Origin of the sequence: Gordonia polyisoprenivorans (assembly GCF_017654315.1) — a bacterium.
Classification (GTDB): domain Bacteria; phylum Actinomycetota; class Actinomycetes; order Mycobacteriales; family Mycobacteriaceae; genus Gordonia; species Gordonia polyisoprenivorans_A.
On record NZ_CP072203.1, the window covers coordinates 119,010 to 135,979 of the forward strand.

Consider the following 16,970-nt stretch of genomic DNA (forward strand, 5'->3'; position numbering starts at 1 on the left):
ATCGTGACCGAATACCGGATTGACGACCTGGCGCGCGCGGCCGGGACGACCACCCGGAATGTGCGCGGGTACCAGGACCGTGGCCTGCTACCGCGACCGCTCCGACGCGGTCGCATCGCCATCTACACCGATGCCCACCTCAAGCGCCTAAAGGTGATCAACGACCTGCTCAAGCGTGGTTTCACGATCCGCCACATCGGCGAATTCCTCACCGGGGTGCAGCGCGGCGACGACCTCGCCGACGTCCTCGGGCTGCGCGAGGTGGTCTCCGAACGGTGGTCGACGACGCAATCGGCGACGGTGAGCGCCACCGAACTCGCCGAGATGCTGCACACCACCGACCCCGACAACATCGCGCGACTCACCGAGTTCGGCCTCATCCGACCCGATTCCGACGACCCCGATCCCCAGGGATACGTGATCCTCGACCCCGAAACCGTCGCCGGCTACGGCCGCCTCGTCGCACTCGGTCTCACGCTGAGCCACATCCTCGACGTCCACGCCGAACTCGATCGTGCGATGGATGCCGCAGCGAACACCCTCATCTCCGCGGGCCGGCGTCAGGTGACGCTGGGGCACGCCGACGGTTGGATTCCGCAGACTGCCGAGGAGTCCGAGAAGACCACCCGGCTCCTCACCGAACTTCGTCGCTCCGGCCAGGTTTCGGCGCACAACGCGCTCGACCGCGCACTCGACCGGGACATGGCACGCCAGCTCGCCGATTACCTCGACGCCGCACGCGAATCCGGCCAGGACCCCGAGCTCGCCGACTGACCTGAGAGCGCAGAACTCGCCGAGCTCGCGCGCCTCACGGGATGACGATGGGCGGGCGACCGGGGATCGGGATGGTCAGCCGGGGCGCCGGTCGCGGCTGAGCCCGACGCGGCGCGTTGTTCGGGGTGCGCGAGTTGGTCTGTACCGGCGGTGGGGGCGGCGGCGTCGTGTAGACGACCGCGGGTTGACGCGCCTGCACCAGATCGGACGGGTCGGCGAACTGTGCCGGCGAGGTCGGCGTCGACGACGTCGCGGCGGCCTGCTCGGTGGTCGTCGAGACTGCGGCCGCGGGGGGCGACGGTGCGGGCGAGCTACCGGCGGACGACACGACCATCGCGGCCCCGAAGACGAGCAGCACCCCGGCGACCGCACCGCCGAGCAGCCACCGCGGGCGCGAATACCACCGGCGATCTGCCGGGTGAGGTTCCGAACCGACAAGCGCGTCGTGGTCGTCGAAGAGGGAATCCTCGAGAAGTGGATCGTCGCGGTGGGGATGATCGCTGCCGTGTAGTACCGGAATCTTGTCGGTCACCGTGAGGATCTCCTCGGTGACGGCGTCGGCGACCTCGGGCGTGGACGCACCCTCCGGCGTGACCTGCTCGGCGGGCGCCCCTGGGGCAGCCGGCTCGGCCGCAAGCGACTCTGTGGCGGGCGCTGCGGGGATCGGTGCTGCGGCGATCGGTGCTGCGGCGATCGGTGCGGGCTCCACGACGCTGACGACGTCACCACTGACCGGGCCGGGAGTCGGGAAATCGCCGGACGGCGTCGGTGTCACGCCATGGGTCGGCGTGTGCAGGCTGGCCTCGTCGTCGACGACGATGACCGGCTTGCGGCGCGCGTCGGCGAGCATCGCGGGCAGTCCGGGCCACTGCGTGTGGGTGGTGGTGAGCACGACGGGTGCCTCGGTGGAACCGGTCTGCGCGAGCACCGCGTCGAGATGTGCCGCGAGGTCAGCGACCAGCGCGGCGGTGGCCACCTCGACGTCGCGTCGCGTCACGCGGAACAGCCGGACCTGCCGCTCACCCATGATGAACGCACCGCCCGACGCCGCGAGCCGGGTGCGGGCCCGGCCGGCCAGTTTGCGGAGTTCGTCGCGCCACTCGTCATCGGTGGGGCGATTGACCCGCCCGACCGCGACGAGATGGTCGGCGAGTGCGCGGTCGAGCTCGCGCGGCGTGATGTCGTATAGCGGGGGTACAGCCAGAAGTACCTGGTCATCGACGGTGTCGGCGACCACCATCACCGCTCCGGTGACGTCGAGGTCCACGACCGCGGCGACATGCGCGCCGAGGGTGGAGACACGCTGCCGGACCGGCTCGGTGAGAGCCGCGTCGATCACGCGGATGGCGGTGTGTGACGGTTCGATCATCGTGGGTGACATTCCTGCGGTCGTCGGGGGCGCTGCACTCGTCGACCGATTACCCCGGTCGAACCGGGATGAATCCCGGTCGCCCGGACGCCCCCCTGCGCCCATCGATTGTCAACGTAGCATGTGACCGCGTCGTGACCGGACCGATGAGAGAGCGGTCATACGGTCGGCGGGACCGCCGACCTCCGCCGATGCGGTCACCGGCGATGGTCGGCGGACCTCGCCGCCGAGGGCTCGATACTCCCAACCGGCCGCCCGCCACTGTGCCGCCGCGAGGCATCGGCGGCCGTCGACGATGACGCGGTGCGCGACGACGCCGTCGAACTCGTCGGGGCTCATGTGGACGAATTCGGCCCATTCGGTGGCCAGTGCGAGGACGTCGGCGTCGGCGGCCGCGGCGCGCGCGGTGTCGGCGAAGTGGAGCATCGGGTACATGCGACGCGCGTTGTCGGAGGCCTTCGGGTCGAAGACCGTCACCGACGCACCCCGCAACGCGAGCTGGCCCGCCACCGAGAGGGCAGGCGAATCACGGACGTCGTCGCTCTCGGGTTTGAATGCGGCGCCGAGGATCGCGATGTTCGCACCGATGAGATCGCCGGGGCAGGCGTCCTCGATCAGATCGACCATCGCTGCGCGCCTGCGCATGTTGATCGCGTCGACCTCGTGCAGGAAGCGCAAGGTGCGCCCGGCACCGAGCTCCTCGGCGCGTGCCATGAACGCGCGGATGTCCTTGGGGAGGCAACCACCGCCGAAACCCAAGCCGGCGTTGAGGAATCGCCGACCGATCCGGTTGTCGTAGCCGATGGCGTCGGCCAGGGCCGAGACGTCGGCGCCGACGACCTCACACAATTCGCTGACCGCGTTGATGAACGAGATCTTGGTCGCCAGAAAGGCATTCGCGGAGGTCTTCACCAATTCCGCAGTGGCCCAATCGGTGGTGACCATGGGGACACCGGTGTCGAGGATCTCGCGGTACACCTCGCCGATCGCCGCGACCGCGGCACTCGACGACGGATCGTGCGCCGGGTCTGTGCCGACGACGATGCGATCGGGACGCAGGGTGTCCTCGACGGCGAATCCCTCACGCAGGAACTCCGGACTCCAGGCCAGTTCGACGTCGGCGAGGTCGCCGGTGATCGCCGCGATCTTCTCGGCGAGCTCGGCCGAGGTTCCGACCGGGACAGTCGATTTCCCGATGATGAGATGCTCGCCGCGCACGAGCCCGGCGAGCGTTTCCACGGCGGAGAAGACGTGTGAGGTGTCGGCGCCGTATCCGCGCGCCTGTTGCGGAGTGCCCACGCCGACGAAGTGCACGTCGCCGTGGTCGGCGGCCGCTTGCATCGACGTCGAGAACTCGAGGCGGCCGGCGGCGATGTTGCGGCGCAAGATGTCGGAGAGTCCGGGCTCGAAGAACGGCACCTCACCGGCGCGCAGGCGGGCGACCTTCTCGGCGTCGATGTCGACCCCGAGGACGTCATGCCCGAGTTCGGCCATGCAGGCCGCGTGCGTCGCGCCGAGGTAACCACATCCGATCACGGTGAGCTTCATAGGAGTAGACGTACGCGCGGCGTCGGGCGCACAGCCCACCATGGCGTGGCGACGCAGCGACGCGTCGGTGAACTCCCGCCTTCTCCCCGATGGTCGAGGTGAGAGGAGCGATAGCGACGAACCTCGAAACCACCCTCACCGACGCCGGAACCACTCCCCACCCGAAAGCCGACGCCTCCCCCCGATGGTCGAGGTGAGAGGAGCGATAGCGACGAACCTCGAGACCACCGTCACCGACGCCGGAACCCGCCCACGACCCTTCAGTCCGCGTCGCGCACGAAGTTCAGATACGCCTTCGACGGCGTCGGTCCCCGCTGTCCCTGGTATTTCGAGCCGACCGCGGCACTTCCGTACGGGTTGAGCGCGGCGCTGGTCAGCCGCAGCAGACAGAGTTGCCCGATCTTCATTCCCGGCCACAGCGTGATCGGCAGGTTCGCCACGTTCGACAGTTCGAGGGTGATGTGACCGGAGAACCCCGGGTCGATGAACCCCGCAGTCGAGTGCGTCAGCAGCCCGAGACGTCCCAGTGACGATTTGCCCTCGAGTCGGCCGGCGAGGTCGTCGGGCAGGGTGCACACCTCCAGCGTCGACCCGAGCACGAACTCGCCCGGATGCAGCACGAACGGCTCCCCCGGAGCCGGTTCGACCAGCGTCGTCAGCTCGTCCTGGCGCTGCGCGGGGTCGATGTGGGTGTAGCGGGTGTTGTTGAACACCCGGAACAGTCCGTCGAGGCGCACGTCGATACTCGACGGCTGGACGAGAGCAGCGTCGAACGGGTCCAGCGCGAGGCGCCCGCTGTCGATGGCGGCATGGATGTCGCGGTCGGAGAGCAGCACACTGCGAGGCTATCGGACCAGCGTGCGCAGACGTAGTAGAAGGTTCGCCCAGGAAGTGACGTTCTACTACATCTACGACGCCGGGAAGACGTACGGTCACACCCATGGACGACGAGCAGCTCTTCGCCGAGATCGCCGACGAGCGTCGGCGTCTGGCCGACCAAATGAGCGGCCTCACCGACGAACAGTGGGCCACACCGTCGTTGTGCGCGGGCTGGACCTGTCGGGATGTCGTGGCGCATCTGGTGATGCCGCTGGTGGTATCGACGCCGACGATCGTCCTCGCGATGATCCGTTCGTTCGGCGATTTCGACAAGGCCAACGTCGCGGTGACGGCCAAGGTCGCACAGCGTTACGACGACCTGTCCGCAGTGCTGCGCGACAAGGCCGACAAGCGATTCACCCCACCCGGCAACGGACCGCTTGCACCCTTGAGTGACATCGTGATTCACGGAGCCGACATCCGCCGACCACTCGGTCTGCCATCGACCACCGATCCCGCCCGCCGCCGGACCGTCCTGGACTTCCTCGTCACCCCCAAGGCGTCGCGTGGCTTCACCGACGGTCTTGCCCCGGTCCGCTGGGTGGCGACGGATCTCGACTGGACGTTCGGCGACGGGCCCGAGGTCCGGGGTCCCGCCGAGTCGTTGACGCTGGTCATGACGGGCCGCGGCATCGCCATGGCCGATCTCACCGGCGACGGGGTCGCGACGCTGACCTGAACGCGCCGCATGTCGCGACCTGCTGTGACGCGCTCGACAGATCCTTTGCTAGCGAGGGTCGACGCGACCGACGAGTAATTGCAGACACGCGATCTGGGGCCCTCAGCTACTCGCTGGTCGGCCCCTTTGTCGTAGTCAGTCGTCGTATTTGCACCCCAGTGACACGCAGAGATGCTTCAGGGTTGCGCGCAGGTATACCTGGGGGTATTCTTGAGGAGTCGTCAGAGAGTCGACGGAAATCGAGGACACCATCCATGGGAGCAGAGAAATGAAGAGACACACACATGACGCGCTAAGACCAGCTAGCTACCTCGCTCGGCATGGACATTGCCCATAGCAGTAGCGGCAACGTCAGCAATACGTCCAGTTAGCTTCCCCATAACTGGAAATTGCCGACGCTCGTCATTCCGGGTTGCAAGCCTGAAGAAGTCCACATACCCAGAGGTCTGAACCTTCGCCGGTGGGAGGCGAGGTTTATGAACCGCAACGAAAAGGACGCAGAATGACCATCAGTCAGTCGTCTACAGTGAGCCAAATCGAAAGTCGACGCGAAAACTTGGTCGCATTGCAGAAAAGGGAAAAACGCATAATCCCAGGGCAAACGAAGTTCACACCTTCGGAATCCAAGGCGCTCGACGATCTTGTCGAGTTCTTCCAAGAGCACGGCACGCCTGATGCCACCCGCGCATCAGTGATTCGCGCGCTGGTTCTGGATGCTATCGCCGTTTTCAAGGAGGAAATGGGCGAAAAAGTCGTGCGGGGGTGACCACCCGCCCGTGACGGCAGGCAAAGGACCTGGCCGTCATACCCGGTCACGCAGGAGGGCAGACGTATGTCTCAGCCTAACGAAATTCCTAATCCGAACTCCGGGGATAAGAAGGGAGACAACGACACCGACCCCGATGTCGAGGATTATCGAACTAGGTACAAGCAGAGTCAGCGAAGCCTTGTCCACAAGTTCTTGGATGGCGTCGCTTTCGGTGTGGGCAAGAGTATCGTGTCGCACCCCGAAAAGATTCACCATTTTATTGAATGGCTGAATGACAACATGTAACTCCTGATGATTCGGGACCAAGTAGGACCGATGCGGGTTGAGAGGGCCGCGGCGAAGTGCGCAGTACAAGACTTAGGAACCTGCGTTTACCCGTCTTGCGATAGATGGGGTGAGCGCAGGTTCCTTCTCATTCCCCGACTCGGCTACCCACACCGCCGTGTGCTGACGAGGCCCATGAGCCTGTGCTCGCGCTCAAACCTCATCAGTGTGAACGCTTCGCGAAAAGCCGGGCTCCGAGCGATTCGAGGTCAGCCCTGCGTGATCGGGGGAGCCCGCATGTGTCCACACTGCCCTGTGACGGCCCCCGATGTACGCGTCGTCGTGATTGCGTATTGGCTGTTGAAGGCGCTGCACGGCGCCCTTAGGTAGATCTACGTTGCGCCCTGAGCTATCGGTCGTGACGAGGGACTGCTGCACGGATAGGTGACAGTTGGGGTGTCATGCCGCTGAGGCGGCTGTGTTGATGATGGTCTCGTATTCGATGGGCGTCAACCGACCGAGGCGGGCTTGCCGGCGCCGGCGGTGATACGTGCGTTCGATCCAGGTGACGATCGCGATCCGCAGCTGCTCGCGGGTGGCCCAGCGTTGCCGGTCGAGGACGTTGCGCTGCAGCAGCGCGAAGAACGATTCCATCGCGGCGTTATCACCCGCGGCACCGACCCGCCCCATCGACCCGACCAGACCGTGCCGGTTGAGCGCCGACACGAATTTGCGGGATCGGAATTGAGAACCTCTGTCCGAGTGAACAATACAACCCGCAACATCGTCTTCTCGGCGGGCGACCGCGTTGTTGAGCGCTGTCACAGCGAGACGGGACTTCATCCTCGAGTCGATGCTGTAGCCGACGATCCGCCCCGAGCAGGCGTCCTTGATCGCGCAGAGGTAGAGCTTGCCCTCGTCGGTCCAATGTTCCGTGATATCGGTCAGCCACAACTCATTCGGACTGTCGGCGGTGAAGTCCCGTTCGACCAAGTCGTCGTGCACCGGCGGACCAGGCTTCGTACCGTTCTTCCCACGCTTCTTGCCGAAGCTCGACCACCAGCCGTTGGCGCAGCAGATCCGCCACGCCGTCCTTCCACTCATCGCCTGACCGGCGACTTCTGCTTCGTCGGCGAGGAACCGATACCCGAACTCCGGGTCGTCACGATGGGCATCGAACAGGGAATTCGCTCGGTGCGCTTCGACCCATTCGGCGGTAGTGACTGGCTCTGTGAGCCAGCGATAGTAGGGCTGGCGGGAGAGCTTGAGGACCCGGCACGACACCGCCACGGGAATCCCGTCGGCGGCGAGCTCCCTCACGAGCGGGTAGAACCTTTTCCCGGCAGATTCGCCTGCGACAGATACGCAGCCGCCCGCCGCAGCACCTCATTCTCCTGCTCCAACAACCGGATTCGCTTGTTCGCCTCCCGCAGCTCCGCGGACTGCCCGCTCGTCATGCCGGGCTTGTTACCGTCGTCGACGTCGGCGCGGCGCATCCACTTCTGCAAGGTCATCGGGTGCACCCCGAAATCCTTCGCGATCTGCTCGATCGTCACACCCGACTCGCGCTCGCGGGCAACCCGGACCACGTCATCACGGAACTCTTTCGGATACGGCTTGGGCACGATAGCCATCCTTCCAGGCCCACCCCCTCGGGCAAGCCAGATCAGATGTCACCTATCCGTGCAGCAGTCCCTTCGTCGACGAAAGAGGGTTTCCGTTAACCCGTATCAGCATCGACACGCTTGTCGTTGACGCGTGGCGCTTTCAACGTGACCGCACCGGCGGCGGTCATCACCTGTCACTCATGGTGGTATCCCGTTGCGCACCACGAGACGACGCCGTTCGCGTAGACCTGGTCGGCGTGGTTGATGTAGGCGGCGACTACTGCGTGCAGTGCGGCAGCGAGCATCTGCACGCACGGTCTCATCGAGCATCGAGCGGCTCTCGTCGGACGGGTTGGAACCGTCATCGTTGTTGACTACCGTAAAGCGACACAGGGTGGGCCTGTGCGCAAGCCTTGCAACGCTGACTTATCAAGTGACTATCGGGATCATACTTGCGGGAAGGCATGCCCTCCCAGATCTACAGGTCTCGATCATTCCTCTGCCGATCCCCGAGAGGCTTCATGCGGCGCGCTGTCGCAGCGCGCGAGGTCAACGCGTCTGGCCGGCTCAGCGTATCGCTCGGTTTCCCACATGGCATAGAACGAGATCGGTGACGTGTACTCGCCGGCCCGATGCTGGCGAGACATGCTGGTGAGGGCGGGTATTCGACACGTTAGGCTCCAAAACGCTCGCCAAACCTGCGCTACCCTGATGCAGCTTCAGAGCGTCCCCATCTCGGGTGATCGCCACAAGGATCGGACACGCTGACACGTCCCTAACTATGAGGCTGTATGCTCATTCCCAGGATGAGGCCTTGCGCCGTGCAACGTTCACTGTTGTCTGTGCGATAACGAGCGTGGCACGGAGACGAACACATCGGCCGGTGTGGAGCATCACGGCAGGTCAAAGCCCTAACGCCGATGTAGTTCAATGGCAGAACATCAGCTTCCCAAGCTGAATACGCGGGTTCGATTCCCGTCATCGGCTCCACCATCACCGCAGGTAGAGCGGTTTTCTGGCTGCCGAACGCCTGATCCGCGACAACAAATACACTCCACGTGGTGGCGCGTGTCAGCACTCAGATCTCCGGGCTGTCAGTAGAATCAAGTGACTTGATACTTCGAAGAAGGCGGTCAGACTCCGATGTCGGGTGGCCCTAACCTTGCGATGCTCGTCGGAAATGGGCTGAGTATGGCATTCAGCCCCAAGCTCCACTTGAGCGAGATTAGCGCGGAGCTCACAGGTCGGCTGACCCGCCAGTACACCGGAAGCGACGCGGTCGCAACCGCGATGCAGCGGGTCGCCAAGCACCATCCAACTGGCGACCCGGCCACGGATTTCGAGGCGCTCGTTGGCGCTTTCGGCGGTCAGAGCGATATTCTTGACGACTTGGCCGTGTTCGCAGCACTCACAAAAAACGGTGACCCAGCGACGGCAAATGCAATCCAGCTAGTCCGAGACTTCGTCAGCGAGGTTCAGCGGAGAGGAATCGGACATACGCTAGAAATCATCATGGAGCGGACCTACTCAGATTGGGAGCGCAGAGAGCCCCTAATCGAGTTCTTCGATCTCGTTTTGGACGCATTTACCAACCATGTGACTGTGGCCAATCTCAATTACGACACTCTCGTGCTTTCTGCGTTAATGGAGAAATACGAGGCCATCCTCAGCGACATGGCAGATGGTCGTTATCGGGGCTCGTTCTCCTTCGGTGGTGTCAAGTACCCGACCGTTCAGCTGCGAAGCAGTGAGGCTCAGTACATCTCACTTGAGCGGAGAAGGCTTCGACTCCTTCACCTGCACGGGTCTCTCACCTATTGGCGCGTGAACGACCAAGACGTCAAATTAAACGTTGGCACTCTGCGCGGAAATCCGATCTGGCAGACCTATAGAGACTACGACACGTTTAACGCTCAACCGATTGTCGTACTTGCCAACAGCTACGATAAGGCGCAGCATGTCCAGGGCTTCCCATTCAATGTCGCGTACGATGTGTCGGAAACCGACTTTAAGAATGCGGACCATTGGTTGATTGTCGGCTATTCGTTCAAGGATGAATGTGTCAACGATCTATTGCAACGCTGTTGGGAGTCCCGTCGCGATCCACCGGCCATACTGGTTTCGACCTACCGCGATGCCCTGACCGAAGCTGAGATCGAAGATGCCTTCGGTTGGGATCGGGGAACGACAGCGTCAAACAACCTTGCGATTAATCGCGACGGGGCATTTGACTTGGCTGGGTCGACCGACTGGGCAAACTTCGCCTCATAACTCGTTAGGTCCCGGCCTCAAGCACGTATGCGAGGCCGGGACCGTTCGACTAGAGCGCGGGCGAGGAGGCCCTTCCCGATGCTGGTACCGAAGTCGTGGTGTTTCAACGACCACATCGGGATGCACTACCCACAGTCTAGGCAATTGACGCCGTCCACTGCCACCTGCCACGCCGACTCGGGCGACGACCAGCCCTCACCCACTGAAGTGACGCAGGCTGCTGGATGTCCGAGGCGTCTGCCATGATCAGCGGCATGAGCGACAAAGACGACACTCCCCAGCAACCGCTAAACGGAGGGCTTGCTCTCTACAGCAACCTGCAGAAGACGGCCGATTGGTTCGGGGAGCCCGACGACAACTTGCGAAACTTCGCCTACTTCGCTAATCAGGCCCGTGCCGGATTCGGCATCACGCTATTCACCGCAGCAGGCACCATCGCTGGGACGATAATCGCCGGAGAGACCTTCTTCGAAGGTCTTGCGGCATTGCAGCGAGGAGGGATTCAGGACTCCGCGGACGCCACAACTCGCGAGGTCACGGAGAGCATGGCAAGGATGAACTTCGATTCACCCGCGAATCGCTATCGCGAGCTGCGCGAGAACAGCGACGAAGAGGACGACGAAGCCGCACTCAATCGGGAGGAGCTAACGTCCTACATCCACTTGCAGGACGCAGTCGTATTTCAAGGCCACACGCGACACGACGCCGGATTCATGCGCGTTCAGTTGTCGCACGTGGTCGCGTGGACACTGGGCGGACCGCCACGCGACTAGCCCCGCAGCCTGACCACGTTCTCCGTTGCCAGTGCCGACATCGCCGCCAGAGCCGACATCGCGTCAGCGTGGTCGTCCTCGAACAGGTGCGCGTAGACGCTGAGCGTCGTGGTGACCTTGGCGTGTCCCATGAATCGGGCGATCTCCAGCGGCGGAATGCCTGCCGCCACGCACAGACTCGCGTACGTGTGGCGCAGCGCGTGGAACTTGAGCGCGGGCGGTAGCGCTCGGCCTGCAACTTCTCGGTTGGCTCGCAGGACCGCAGGACGGAACACGGCTTTGTAGAAGTTCTGATGCCGTACGGGGCTGGTCCAGTCGAGTTCCAGGCGCGCTTCGGCCTCGTCCACGGTGAGCGAGGCTAGGACGTCGGCATTGCGCTGAGCCTTTGCACTCGCTAGCTCAGGCGACGTCCTGCCGGGGTGGACAGCGACGCCGGTCTGCTTCGGCGGCGTGAGCCGAAACGCCGGGAACAGCGGCGCGGTCGGATCGTCGGCGCGGGGATGCAGCGCCATGTAGTCGCGCATCAGGTCCACGGTGGCCGGTGGCAGCGGGACTCGTCGCCGGCTCCCCCGCGTTTTCGGGGTGTCGTAGCCACCTGTCGGGCGCGGGCTGAGGGTGCGCTCTACTCCCAGGAGGCCCGGCTTGGGCCTCGCGTTGGGATTGAGCTGGCGCGGTGGCAGCTCTACGTCGCCTACCTGCAACCCGCCTATCTCTGCGGCTCTCAGCCCGCTCCACGCGGCCACGTGGACCAGCACGTTGTACGGCCAGGGCGTAGCGGCAACGAGCGCTGACACCTGCTCGGCCGTCAGGAACATGTCGGGGTCGTCCACGACGCCGGGAGTTCCGCTGGTGGCAGTGCGCTCGCTCGGGAGCTTGACGTGATCGGCGGGGTTGTCGCGTAGGAGTCCGTCCACCACGGCCTGCTCCAACACCATCTTCACGACGAAGTACATATGCCGGACCGTCGACGGCGACTTCCCGGCGTCGGTGAGGGCCTGCACCCACTCCGCGATCTGCTGTCGGGTGATACTGCCGACCGCCTTACCACTGAACGTGGCGATGATCGACAGGTGCGCGGTGCTGTTGCCCTGGGAATCCTTGCGGGCGCGCTTCTTCGGACTGAGCAGGTTCCAGTACTCTCCGCGCGTCCGAGGCTTCAAGTCGGTGCAGCTCTCCAACCAGGCTTCCGCTGCGTGGGCAAATAGCTGGTCCCGCGGAACCACGACACCGCCCGGCGTGTGGCGCTCGGTGTTGAGCGTGTCGCGGAACCGCTCGGCTGCCTCCCTGTCGCGGAACGACTTCTGCCGGGTCCGCTGTTGCTTCCGCCCTTCGGGACGGCTCGGATCAACCGGAATCGGAAGCCCGCGTTCGTCTCTCACGTCTTCGCGCCACCGCACCTCATAGTGAGCGACAGTTCTGCCGTTGCGGTGTTGCTGTGTCGTGGTGCGCGTCCTGATGTGTGCCATGTCAGGCGACCTCCTGTGTGAGTCGGTTGAGAACGCGCCGCACCGACGAGTACGACCACGTGTCGCCTCCGGTAGCGGTGGGAACGTTTTCGCTGGTGAGTCGGTTAGCGATGGCCTTGGCTCCGAGGCCCTGCGACGCGAGAACCTGGATACGGCGCTGCGCGCTGACGCTGATCAGTCCGGGCTGACCCTTGCGACGCTTGGCGTCGAGGGCTTCGCGGGTGCGGGTGCCGATCTTGCGGCGCTCCTCGGCTGCCACAGCCAACCGCACGTCGGCCACGAGACGCTGACTCGGGTCGCCGCTGTCTGCGCCTTCGGTGTCGAGTAGCCGCCACCCGTAGTCGTTAGCGCGCTTCATGATCTGGGCGGCGTCCAGCTGGTCGCGCGTGACGCGATCCAGAGCGCGCACGAGCAATCATTGAGCCACGCCCGACTCGACAGCGGCGACAGCAACCTCGCGCCCGAACATCGCGTCGGTCTTGGCTCCGCCCACGACGTTGGTGGTGACGGTGAGCAGTTCGTGGCCCCGCTGCCGACACCCCTGCTCCAAGCTCTCGCGCTGCGCTTCCAGGCCGAGACCGCTGTCGCCCTGACGGTCGGTGCTCACCCGCACGTACCCGACGACCTTCATCGCGCACCCCAGATGGTCACGCCACGAAACGGCGACACGTCCACGATCTGCATTCCTGGCAGGTAGTCCGCTGCGATGAGCGGCGCGGCGATAGCGCGGACGTCGGCCGGGGCGCTGCCGAGCGGCGCGAGCACGTCCAACTCCTCGCAGAAGACGCCGTCACTGAACGCAACTGCCCACGCTTCCTTGTCGCTGGGGATCGTTCCGCCGTGGAACTCAGTCATGTTGTCTCCCTTGATCTGTGGTGTCCGAGGGGTGCGATCGTGCCCGCACCCCCTGCACCTCTCAGCCTATTGTCGAGTGACATAGATCACAATTCAACAGGGGTCTAAACCCTTTGTCCTACAAAGCAATTGGCTCGCTTTGCCGTTGAGATAGGGCGTGAGGTGCGCGGGTGCCGCACCGGCGTCGTTAGGCCGCCGGTGGCGACGTCAGAGGGCCGAGACACCCCTCGCCGTGGGTGGCGCTGGCCTATGGCGCGGGCGGGCGCTGGTCCGGAGCGCGCAACTGTTCAAGGGCGTCTTCCATCGGCAACAGCTTCCTCTGCACCCGAGGCCCAACCGCCGGAGGCGACGACGACTCGGCCGACGCGGACACCGGCTTGGCGTCGTCTTCCTCGTCGCGCGCTTCGGCAGCTAGGGCGCTGTCGTCGAGGCGCTTGACCGCGACAATCTCGTCGTACACCCATCGCGGGTATCCCTTTGGCGCGTAAGGCTTTCCGTAGTCGCCAGTGAATCTGTCGTGTCGTCCCGAATTTGTTCTGCCCGAACGCTTTCCGCGATTACTCGTCATCGTCCCAATTCCCTTCTGCTCGAACGCTTTCCATGCCCAATTTCGTAGTGATCCGTCTCGCGCGAAACCTTGCGTCTCTCTCCACGAAGTGCTGGGTGGAGTTGATACCGCGTCCGACTGGACGGCGATGTTTCTTCTGTTCTGGGTTGTGAGTTGTTTCGTGCTGTGCCTCGTCGTGGGCTACCTCGCCGGGAAGAAGAACCGCGATCAAGCCGGATGGGCTCTCGCTGGATTCTTCTTCGGGTGGATAGCGCTCCTCGTCATCGTGCTCCTGCCCGCGCAAGTGAAGGTCCCCACTGGGTTGCGCTCGGTTGTCTGTCCGCGATGCAACGCCCAGCAGAACGTCCCCGCCGACTCTCCGTCGTACGAGTGCTGGCAGTGCAAGTTGGCCGTCACTGGCTCCTGACGCACACCCCTTGAGCCCGGAATCGTCACGGCGGTTCCGGGCTCACTCATACACTCCCCAGACACTCCGCCTGGTGTAACTACGGGGTGTTTATGGACCGCCCACGACCCACCCCGCAACGCGCGCTAACCGCGTCAAAGTGCCTGTTACGCAGCGCATATGATGTGAGCACGAGCCGTTTAGACGCAGGTAGATCGAACGCCCGTTTGCCCGCCGAAACACGTTCCCAAGCTGAATACGCGGGTTCGATTCCCGTCATCGGCTCCAGTAGAACCCCTGTCAGAGAATTTCAGGCCGGGGTTTTCGTCGGCAACGAGGCTCCGGTGCCACAGACTCCGACTTCACGTTCCGCGGAACGCCAGTGTTCAGGAACTCAGGCGTCGGGCGACGGTGCGGACGTCGTCGAGCGCGGCACGGATGAGAACATCGATCGCCCGCCCATCGTCCTCGTCGATCCATTGCGCGAACGCCGAGTTGAACGCGGTGATGCCCATTTCGGCGGCGAGTCGGGCCGTCGTCTCGTCGACGCCGCGGTCGCACAGCCCCGCGGTCAGCGCAGCGGTGAGGGTGGCCATCTTGAATAATTCCCGTTCCTGCAGTTCGGGATTCGCGTCGATCACCGTTTGTCGGCGTCGCGAGAACGGCTGGCGTTCCATGGTGAAGAACGCTGTCACCGCGGCTTCGAGGGCATCGCCCACCGCTTCGAGCGGGCCCACATCCGGTGCCACTGAGTCGAGCGCCGACATCGCGGCGTCCCGCAGCCCGGCACCGCCGTCGAAGAGCACTTCTCGCTTGTCACCGAAGTGGCGGTAGAAGGTGCGCTCGGTGACTTCGGCACGCTCGGCGATATCGGCCACCGAGGTTTTGTCGAACCCGCGCTCGACGAACAGATCCAGGGCAGCGAGCATCAGCCGCTCCCGAGAACCGTCCGGCCATCGTCCCATGTGACGATGATAGGTGATGACAGGTTCTGACATCACGGGTAAGGTCTGTGATGTCAGACCATGACATCACTCACCACAGGAGTCTTCCATGCGGGTATTCATCACCGGCGCTTCCGGCCACGTCGCGTCGGCACTCATCCCAGAACTTGTTTCCGCTGGACACCAGGTCGCCGGGCTGGCGCGCTCGGACGAGGCAGCCAAGGTGGTCGCCGCACGAGGGGCTCAAGTGGTACGCGGTGACCTCGGCGATCTCGACGTCCTCCGCGGTGCCGCGGCAGCCGCCGACGGTGTCGTCCACCTTGCGTTCCGGCATGATCTGATGCAGGTTGGCGACATGGCCGGAGCCGCCGACGCCGACCTGGCCGCGGTGAACGCGATCGCCGACGAACTGACCGGAACAGGCAAAGCGCTGGTCGGAACCTCCGGCACCGCGATGCTCGCGTTGATGGGGATCACCGGACGGCCCGGGCTCGAGTCGGACGCCTTCGACGGCGGCCCTCGGATCGACACCGAGAACTTGATCATCGGCTTGGCGGACAAGGGAGTTCGGTCATCGATCGTCCGGCTGCCACCGACCGTGCACAGCGACCTCGACCACCACGGCTTCGTCCCCGGACTGATCGGTTTCGCCCGCCAAAATGGTGCGGCCGGCTACCTCGGCGACGGCGCCAACCGATGGCCTGCGGTGCACACCCGCGACGCCGCGCGCCTTTATCGGCTCGCGGTGGAATCGGCCCCGGCGGGAACGCGCCTGCACGCGGTCGCCGACGACGGGGTGCCGTTCCGTGACATCGCGACTGCAATCGGACGCGGGCTCGACCTCCCGGTCAAGTCGGTGGGACCCGACGACGCTCCGCAGATGTTCGGTTATCTCGCCGGGTTCGTCGGGGTGGACAACCCGACCTCGTCGTCGGCGACTCGCGCGTTGCTGAACTGGGAGCCGACCGAGCCAGGTCTTCTCGAGGATCTCGGTCAGCCACACTATTTCGCCTGAGCCAGGCTCGATCCGAGTACCCCTTTCACCGAAGCAACACGCTCCCGAGCCGAGTACGTCCACGGCTTCGGCACGCGCAATTCATGCGCTACTGACACCCCGATAGAGCGCAAAACATACTGACCGGTTTGTTAAAACCTACCGGTTGGTTTATTCTCGACCCGTGAGTCCAGCCGAACCATCGACCGCCAAAGGTGCCGCCACCCGCGCCCACCTGCTCACGGTCGCTGCCCAGCGCTTCGCCGAGAACGGTTACAGCTCAACCAAGTTCGCCGACCTCATCGCAGCATCGGGACTCACCAAGGGGGCCTTCTACTTCTACTTCCGGTCGAAGGCCGAGCTCGCGCGAGCAGTCGTCGACCATCAGGAAAAGCTGTGGATCGAGGCTGTGCAGACCCGGGTACTCGCTCAGCCGACGCCGGTGCTGCAACTCATGGAGGTGATCCCGGCCATGCTGAATCACCTCCAGAACGACCCGGGCGCGTGGAGCGTCATCCGTCTGGTTCGTGATCTCGCCGGCGAGGACACCGACTTCGTCAAACCCGTGGACGCGTGGATCGCGCTCGTCGCCAACATCATTCGCGAGGGGCAAGACGCAGAACAGATGCGCACCGACATCGATCCCGAAGCCCTCGCCGCCGTACTGGTGGGAGCGTTCGACGGCATCAAGACCTTGGTCGACGCGGGGGCCGCCGACAGTCGGGATCGAGATCTGGCTCGCTACACCGACATCCTCATGATGCTGGCCGCCTCCGGCCTCGACATCAGACCCGACAGGGACATCAAACCCGACAGGACGTGATC

17 protein-coding genes, 1 tRNA gene and 2 pseudogenes are annotated in these 16,970 nt (G+C 64.3%); 9 read left to right on the forward strand and 11 right to left on the reverse strand.

Annotated features, from left to right (window positions below):
- Positions 1-3 precede the first annotated feature (3 nt).
- Positions 4-774 (forward strand): MerR family transcriptional regulator, encoded by a 771-nt coding sequence (locus J6U32_RS00585; RefSeq protein ID WP_208793092.1) that lies wholly within the window; start codon positions 4-6, stop codon positions 772-774.
- Between the two features lie 34 nt (positions 775-808).
- Here the strand turns inward: J6U32_RS00585 and J6U32_RS00590 are convergent, their stop codons facing one another.
- The 3 genes from J6U32_RS00590 to dcd form a co-directional block, all read right to left on the reverse strand.
- Positions 809-2,143 carry a hypothetical protein gene (locus J6U32_RS00590; protein ID WP_208793093.1) on the reverse strand — a complete coding sequence of 445 codons (1,335 nt, stop codon included), beginning with the start codon at positions 2,141-2,143 and terminating at the stop codon, positions 809-811.
- A 111-nt stretch (positions 2,144-2,254) separates the two neighbouring features.
- Complete coding sequence (locus J6U32_RS00595; protein WP_208793094.1) at positions 2,255-3,691, reverse strand: UDP-glucose dehydrogenase family protein; 1,437 nt, start codon at positions 3,689-3,691, stop codon at positions 2,255-2,257.
- 260 nt (positions 3,692-3,951) lie between these two features.
- Complete coding sequence (dcd, locus tag J6U32_RS00600) at positions 3,952-4,527, reverse strand: dCTP deaminase (protein ID WP_014361808.1); 576 nt, start codon at positions 4,525-4,527, stop codon at positions 3,952-3,954.
- Between the two features lie 104 nt (positions 4,528-4,631).
- Here dcd and J6U32_RS00605 point away from each other — a divergent pair, with 104 nt between their 5' ends.
- Entirely contained in the window at positions 4,632-5,249 is a 618-nt protein-coding gene (locus tag J6U32_RS00605) for a maleylpyruvate isomerase family mycothiol-dependent enzyme (protein WP_208793095.1), read from the forward strand.
- A gap of 502 nt (positions 5,250-5,751) precedes the next feature.
- Positions 5,752-6,015: a hypothetical protein gene (locus J6U32_RS00610; RefSeq protein WP_208793096.1), complete on the forward strand. Its 264-nt coding sequence runs from the start codon at positions 5,752-5,754 to the stop codon at positions 6,013-6,015.
- Positions 6,016-6,741: 726 nt separating this feature from the next.
- Here J6U32_RS00610 and J6U32_RS00615 read toward each other — a convergent pair.
- Together J6U32_RS00615 and J6U32_RS27135 are read right to left on the reverse strand one after the other, a co-directional pair.
- Positions 6,742-7,907 (reverse strand): IS3 family transposase gene (locus J6U32_RS00615; protein ID WP_208793097.1). Its coding sequence is split into 2 segments (ribosomal slippage): positions 6,742-7,620 and positions 7,623-7,907, totalling 1,164 coding nucleotides; the frame shifts between segments, so codons are not numbered across the junction.
- 98 nt (positions 7,908-8,005) lie between these two features.
- Positions 8,006-8,219, reverse strand: a pseudogene (locus J6U32_RS27135) (IS256 family transposase); the annotation flags it as partial.
- 586 nt (positions 8,220-8,805) lie between these two features.
- On the opposite strand from J6U32_RS27135, the gene J6U32_RS00620 reads away from it, so the two are divergent.
- From J6U32_RS00620 to J6U32_RS00630, 3 genes are all read left to right on the forward strand, one after another.
- Positions 8,806-8,879: transfer RNA gene (locus J6U32_RS00620), tRNA-Gly, on the forward strand.
- A gap of 201 nt (positions 8,880-9,080) precedes the next feature.
- Positions 9,081-10,160, forward strand: coding sequence for an SIR2 family protein (locus J6U32_RS00625; protein WP_208793098.1), 1,080 nt, complete (start codon positions 9,081-9,083; stop codon positions 10,158-10,160).
- 254 nt (positions 10,161-10,414) lie between these two features.
- Complete coding sequence (locus J6U32_RS00630) at positions 10,415-10,933, forward strand: hypothetical protein (RefSeq protein ID WP_208793099.1); 519 nt, start codon at positions 10,415-10,417, stop codon at positions 10,931-10,933.
- Here the strand turns inward: J6U32_RS00630 and J6U32_RS00635 are convergent.
- The 5 genes and pseudogenes from J6U32_RS00635 to J6U32_RS00650 all read right to left on the reverse strand — a co-directional run bounded on the left by J6U32_RS00635 (position 10,930) and on the right by J6U32_RS00650 (position 13,714).
- Complete coding sequence (locus J6U32_RS00635; RefSeq protein WP_208793100.1) at positions 10,930-12,399, reverse strand: tyrosine-type recombinase/integrase; 1,470 nt, start codon at positions 12,397-12,399, stop codon at positions 10,930-10,932. The genes J6U32_RS00630 and J6U32_RS00635 overlap by 4 nt on opposite strands.
- A 1-nt stretch (position 12,400) precedes the next feature.
- Entirely contained in the window at positions 12,401-12,670 is a 270-nt protein-coding gene (locus J6U32_RS27140; protein ID WP_244333052.1) for a recombinase family protein, read from the reverse strand.
- Positions 12,644-13,030: pseudogene (locus J6U32_RS27145) on the reverse strand (recombinase family protein); the annotation flags it as partial. The gene J6U32_RS27140 and the pseudogene J6U32_RS27145, both read right to left, overlap by 27 nt.
- Complete coding sequence (locus J6U32_RS00645) at positions 13,027-13,254, reverse strand: hypothetical protein (RefSeq protein ID WP_208793101.1); 228 nt, start codon at positions 13,252-13,254, stop codon at positions 13,027-13,029. The gene J6U32_RS00645 and the pseudogene J6U32_RS27145, both read right to left, overlap by 4 nt.
- Positions 13,255-13,501: 247 nt before the next feature.
- The gene (locus J6U32_RS00650) at positions 13,502-13,714 is read right to left on the reverse strand and encodes a hypothetical protein (RefSeq protein WP_208793102.1); all 213 of its coding nucleotides are present in this window, start codon (positions 13,712-13,714) and stop codon (positions 13,502-13,504) included.
- 235 nt (positions 13,715-13,949) lie between these two features.
- On the opposite strand from J6U32_RS00650, the gene J6U32_RS00655 reads away from it, so the two are divergent.
- On the forward strand, positions 13,950-14,228 hold the full coding sequence (locus J6U32_RS00655; protein WP_208793103.1) for a hypothetical protein: 279 nt from the start codon (positions 13,950-13,952) through the stop codon (positions 14,226-14,228).
- 365 nt (positions 14,229-14,593) lie between these two features.
- Here the strand turns inward: J6U32_RS00655 and J6U32_RS00660 are convergent, their stop codons facing one another.
- On the reverse strand, positions 14,594-15,172 hold the full coding sequence (locus J6U32_RS00660) for a TetR family transcriptional regulator (protein ID WP_208793104.1): 579 nt from the start codon (positions 15,170-15,172) through the stop codon (positions 14,594-14,596).
- A gap of 88 nt (positions 15,173-15,260) precedes the next feature.
- On the opposite strand from J6U32_RS00660, the gene J6U32_RS00665 reads away from it, so the two are divergent.
- Both J6U32_RS00665 and J6U32_RS00670 read left to right on the forward strand, forming a co-directional pair.
- A complete protein-coding gene (locus J6U32_RS00665) occupies positions 15,261-16,166 on the forward strand; it encodes an SDR family oxidoreductase (RefSeq protein WP_208793105.1) in 906 nt (301 codons plus the stop codon).
- 163 nt (positions 16,167-16,329) lie between these two features.
- Complete coding sequence (locus tag J6U32_RS00670) at positions 16,330-16,968, forward strand: TetR/AcrR family transcriptional regulator (RefSeq protein WP_208793106.1); 639 nt, start codon at positions 16,330-16,332, stop codon at positions 16,966-16,968.
- Positions 16,969-16,970: the final 2 nt, after the last annotated feature.

Bases quoted from the DNA above. Each gene is read 5' to 3' on its own strand.
- J6U32_RS00590 (WP_208793093.1), bottom strand. From the start codon at position 2,143: ATGATCGAACCGTCACACACCGCCATCCGCGTGATCGACGCGGCTCTC.
- J6U32_RS00595 (WP_208793094.1), bottom strand. From the start codon at position 3,691: ATGAAGCTCACCGTGATCGGATGTGGTTACCTCGGCGCGACGCACGCG.
- J6U32_RS00605 (WP_208793095.1), top strand. From the start codon at position 4,632: ATGGACGACGAGCAGCTCTTCGCCGAGATCGCCGACGAGCGTCGGCGT.
- J6U32_RS00610 (WP_208793096.1), top strand. From the start codon at position 5,752: ATGACCATCAGTCAGTCGTCTACAGTGAGCCAAATCGAAAGTCGACGC.
- J6U32_RS00625 (WP_208793098.1), top strand. From the start codon at position 9,081: ATGGCATTCAGCCCCAAGCTCCACTTGAGCGAGATTAGCGCGGAGCTC.
- J6U32_RS00630 (WP_208793099.1), top strand. From the start codon at position 10,415: ATGAGCGACAAAGACGACACTCCCCAGCAACCGCTAAACGGAGGGCTT.
- J6U32_RS00635 (WP_208793100.1), bottom strand. From the start codon at position 12,399: ATGGCACACATCAGGACGCGCACCACGACACAGCAACACCGCAACGGC.
- J6U32_RS00645 (WP_208793101.1), bottom strand. From the start codon at position 13,254: ATGACTGAGTTCCACGGCGGAACGATCCCCAGCGACAAGGAAGCGTGG.
- J6U32_RS00655 (WP_208793103.1), top strand. From the start codon at position 13,950: ATGTTTCTTCTGTTCTGGGTTGTGAGTTGTTTCGTGCTGTGCCTCGTC.
- J6U32_RS00660 (WP_208793104.1), bottom strand. From the start codon at position 15,172: ATGGGACGATGGCCGGACGGTTCTCGGGAGCGGCTGATGCTCGCTGCC.
- J6U32_RS00665 (WP_208793105.1), top strand. From the start codon at position 15,261: ATGCGGGTATTCATCACCGGCGCTTCCGGCCACGTCGCGTCGGCACTC.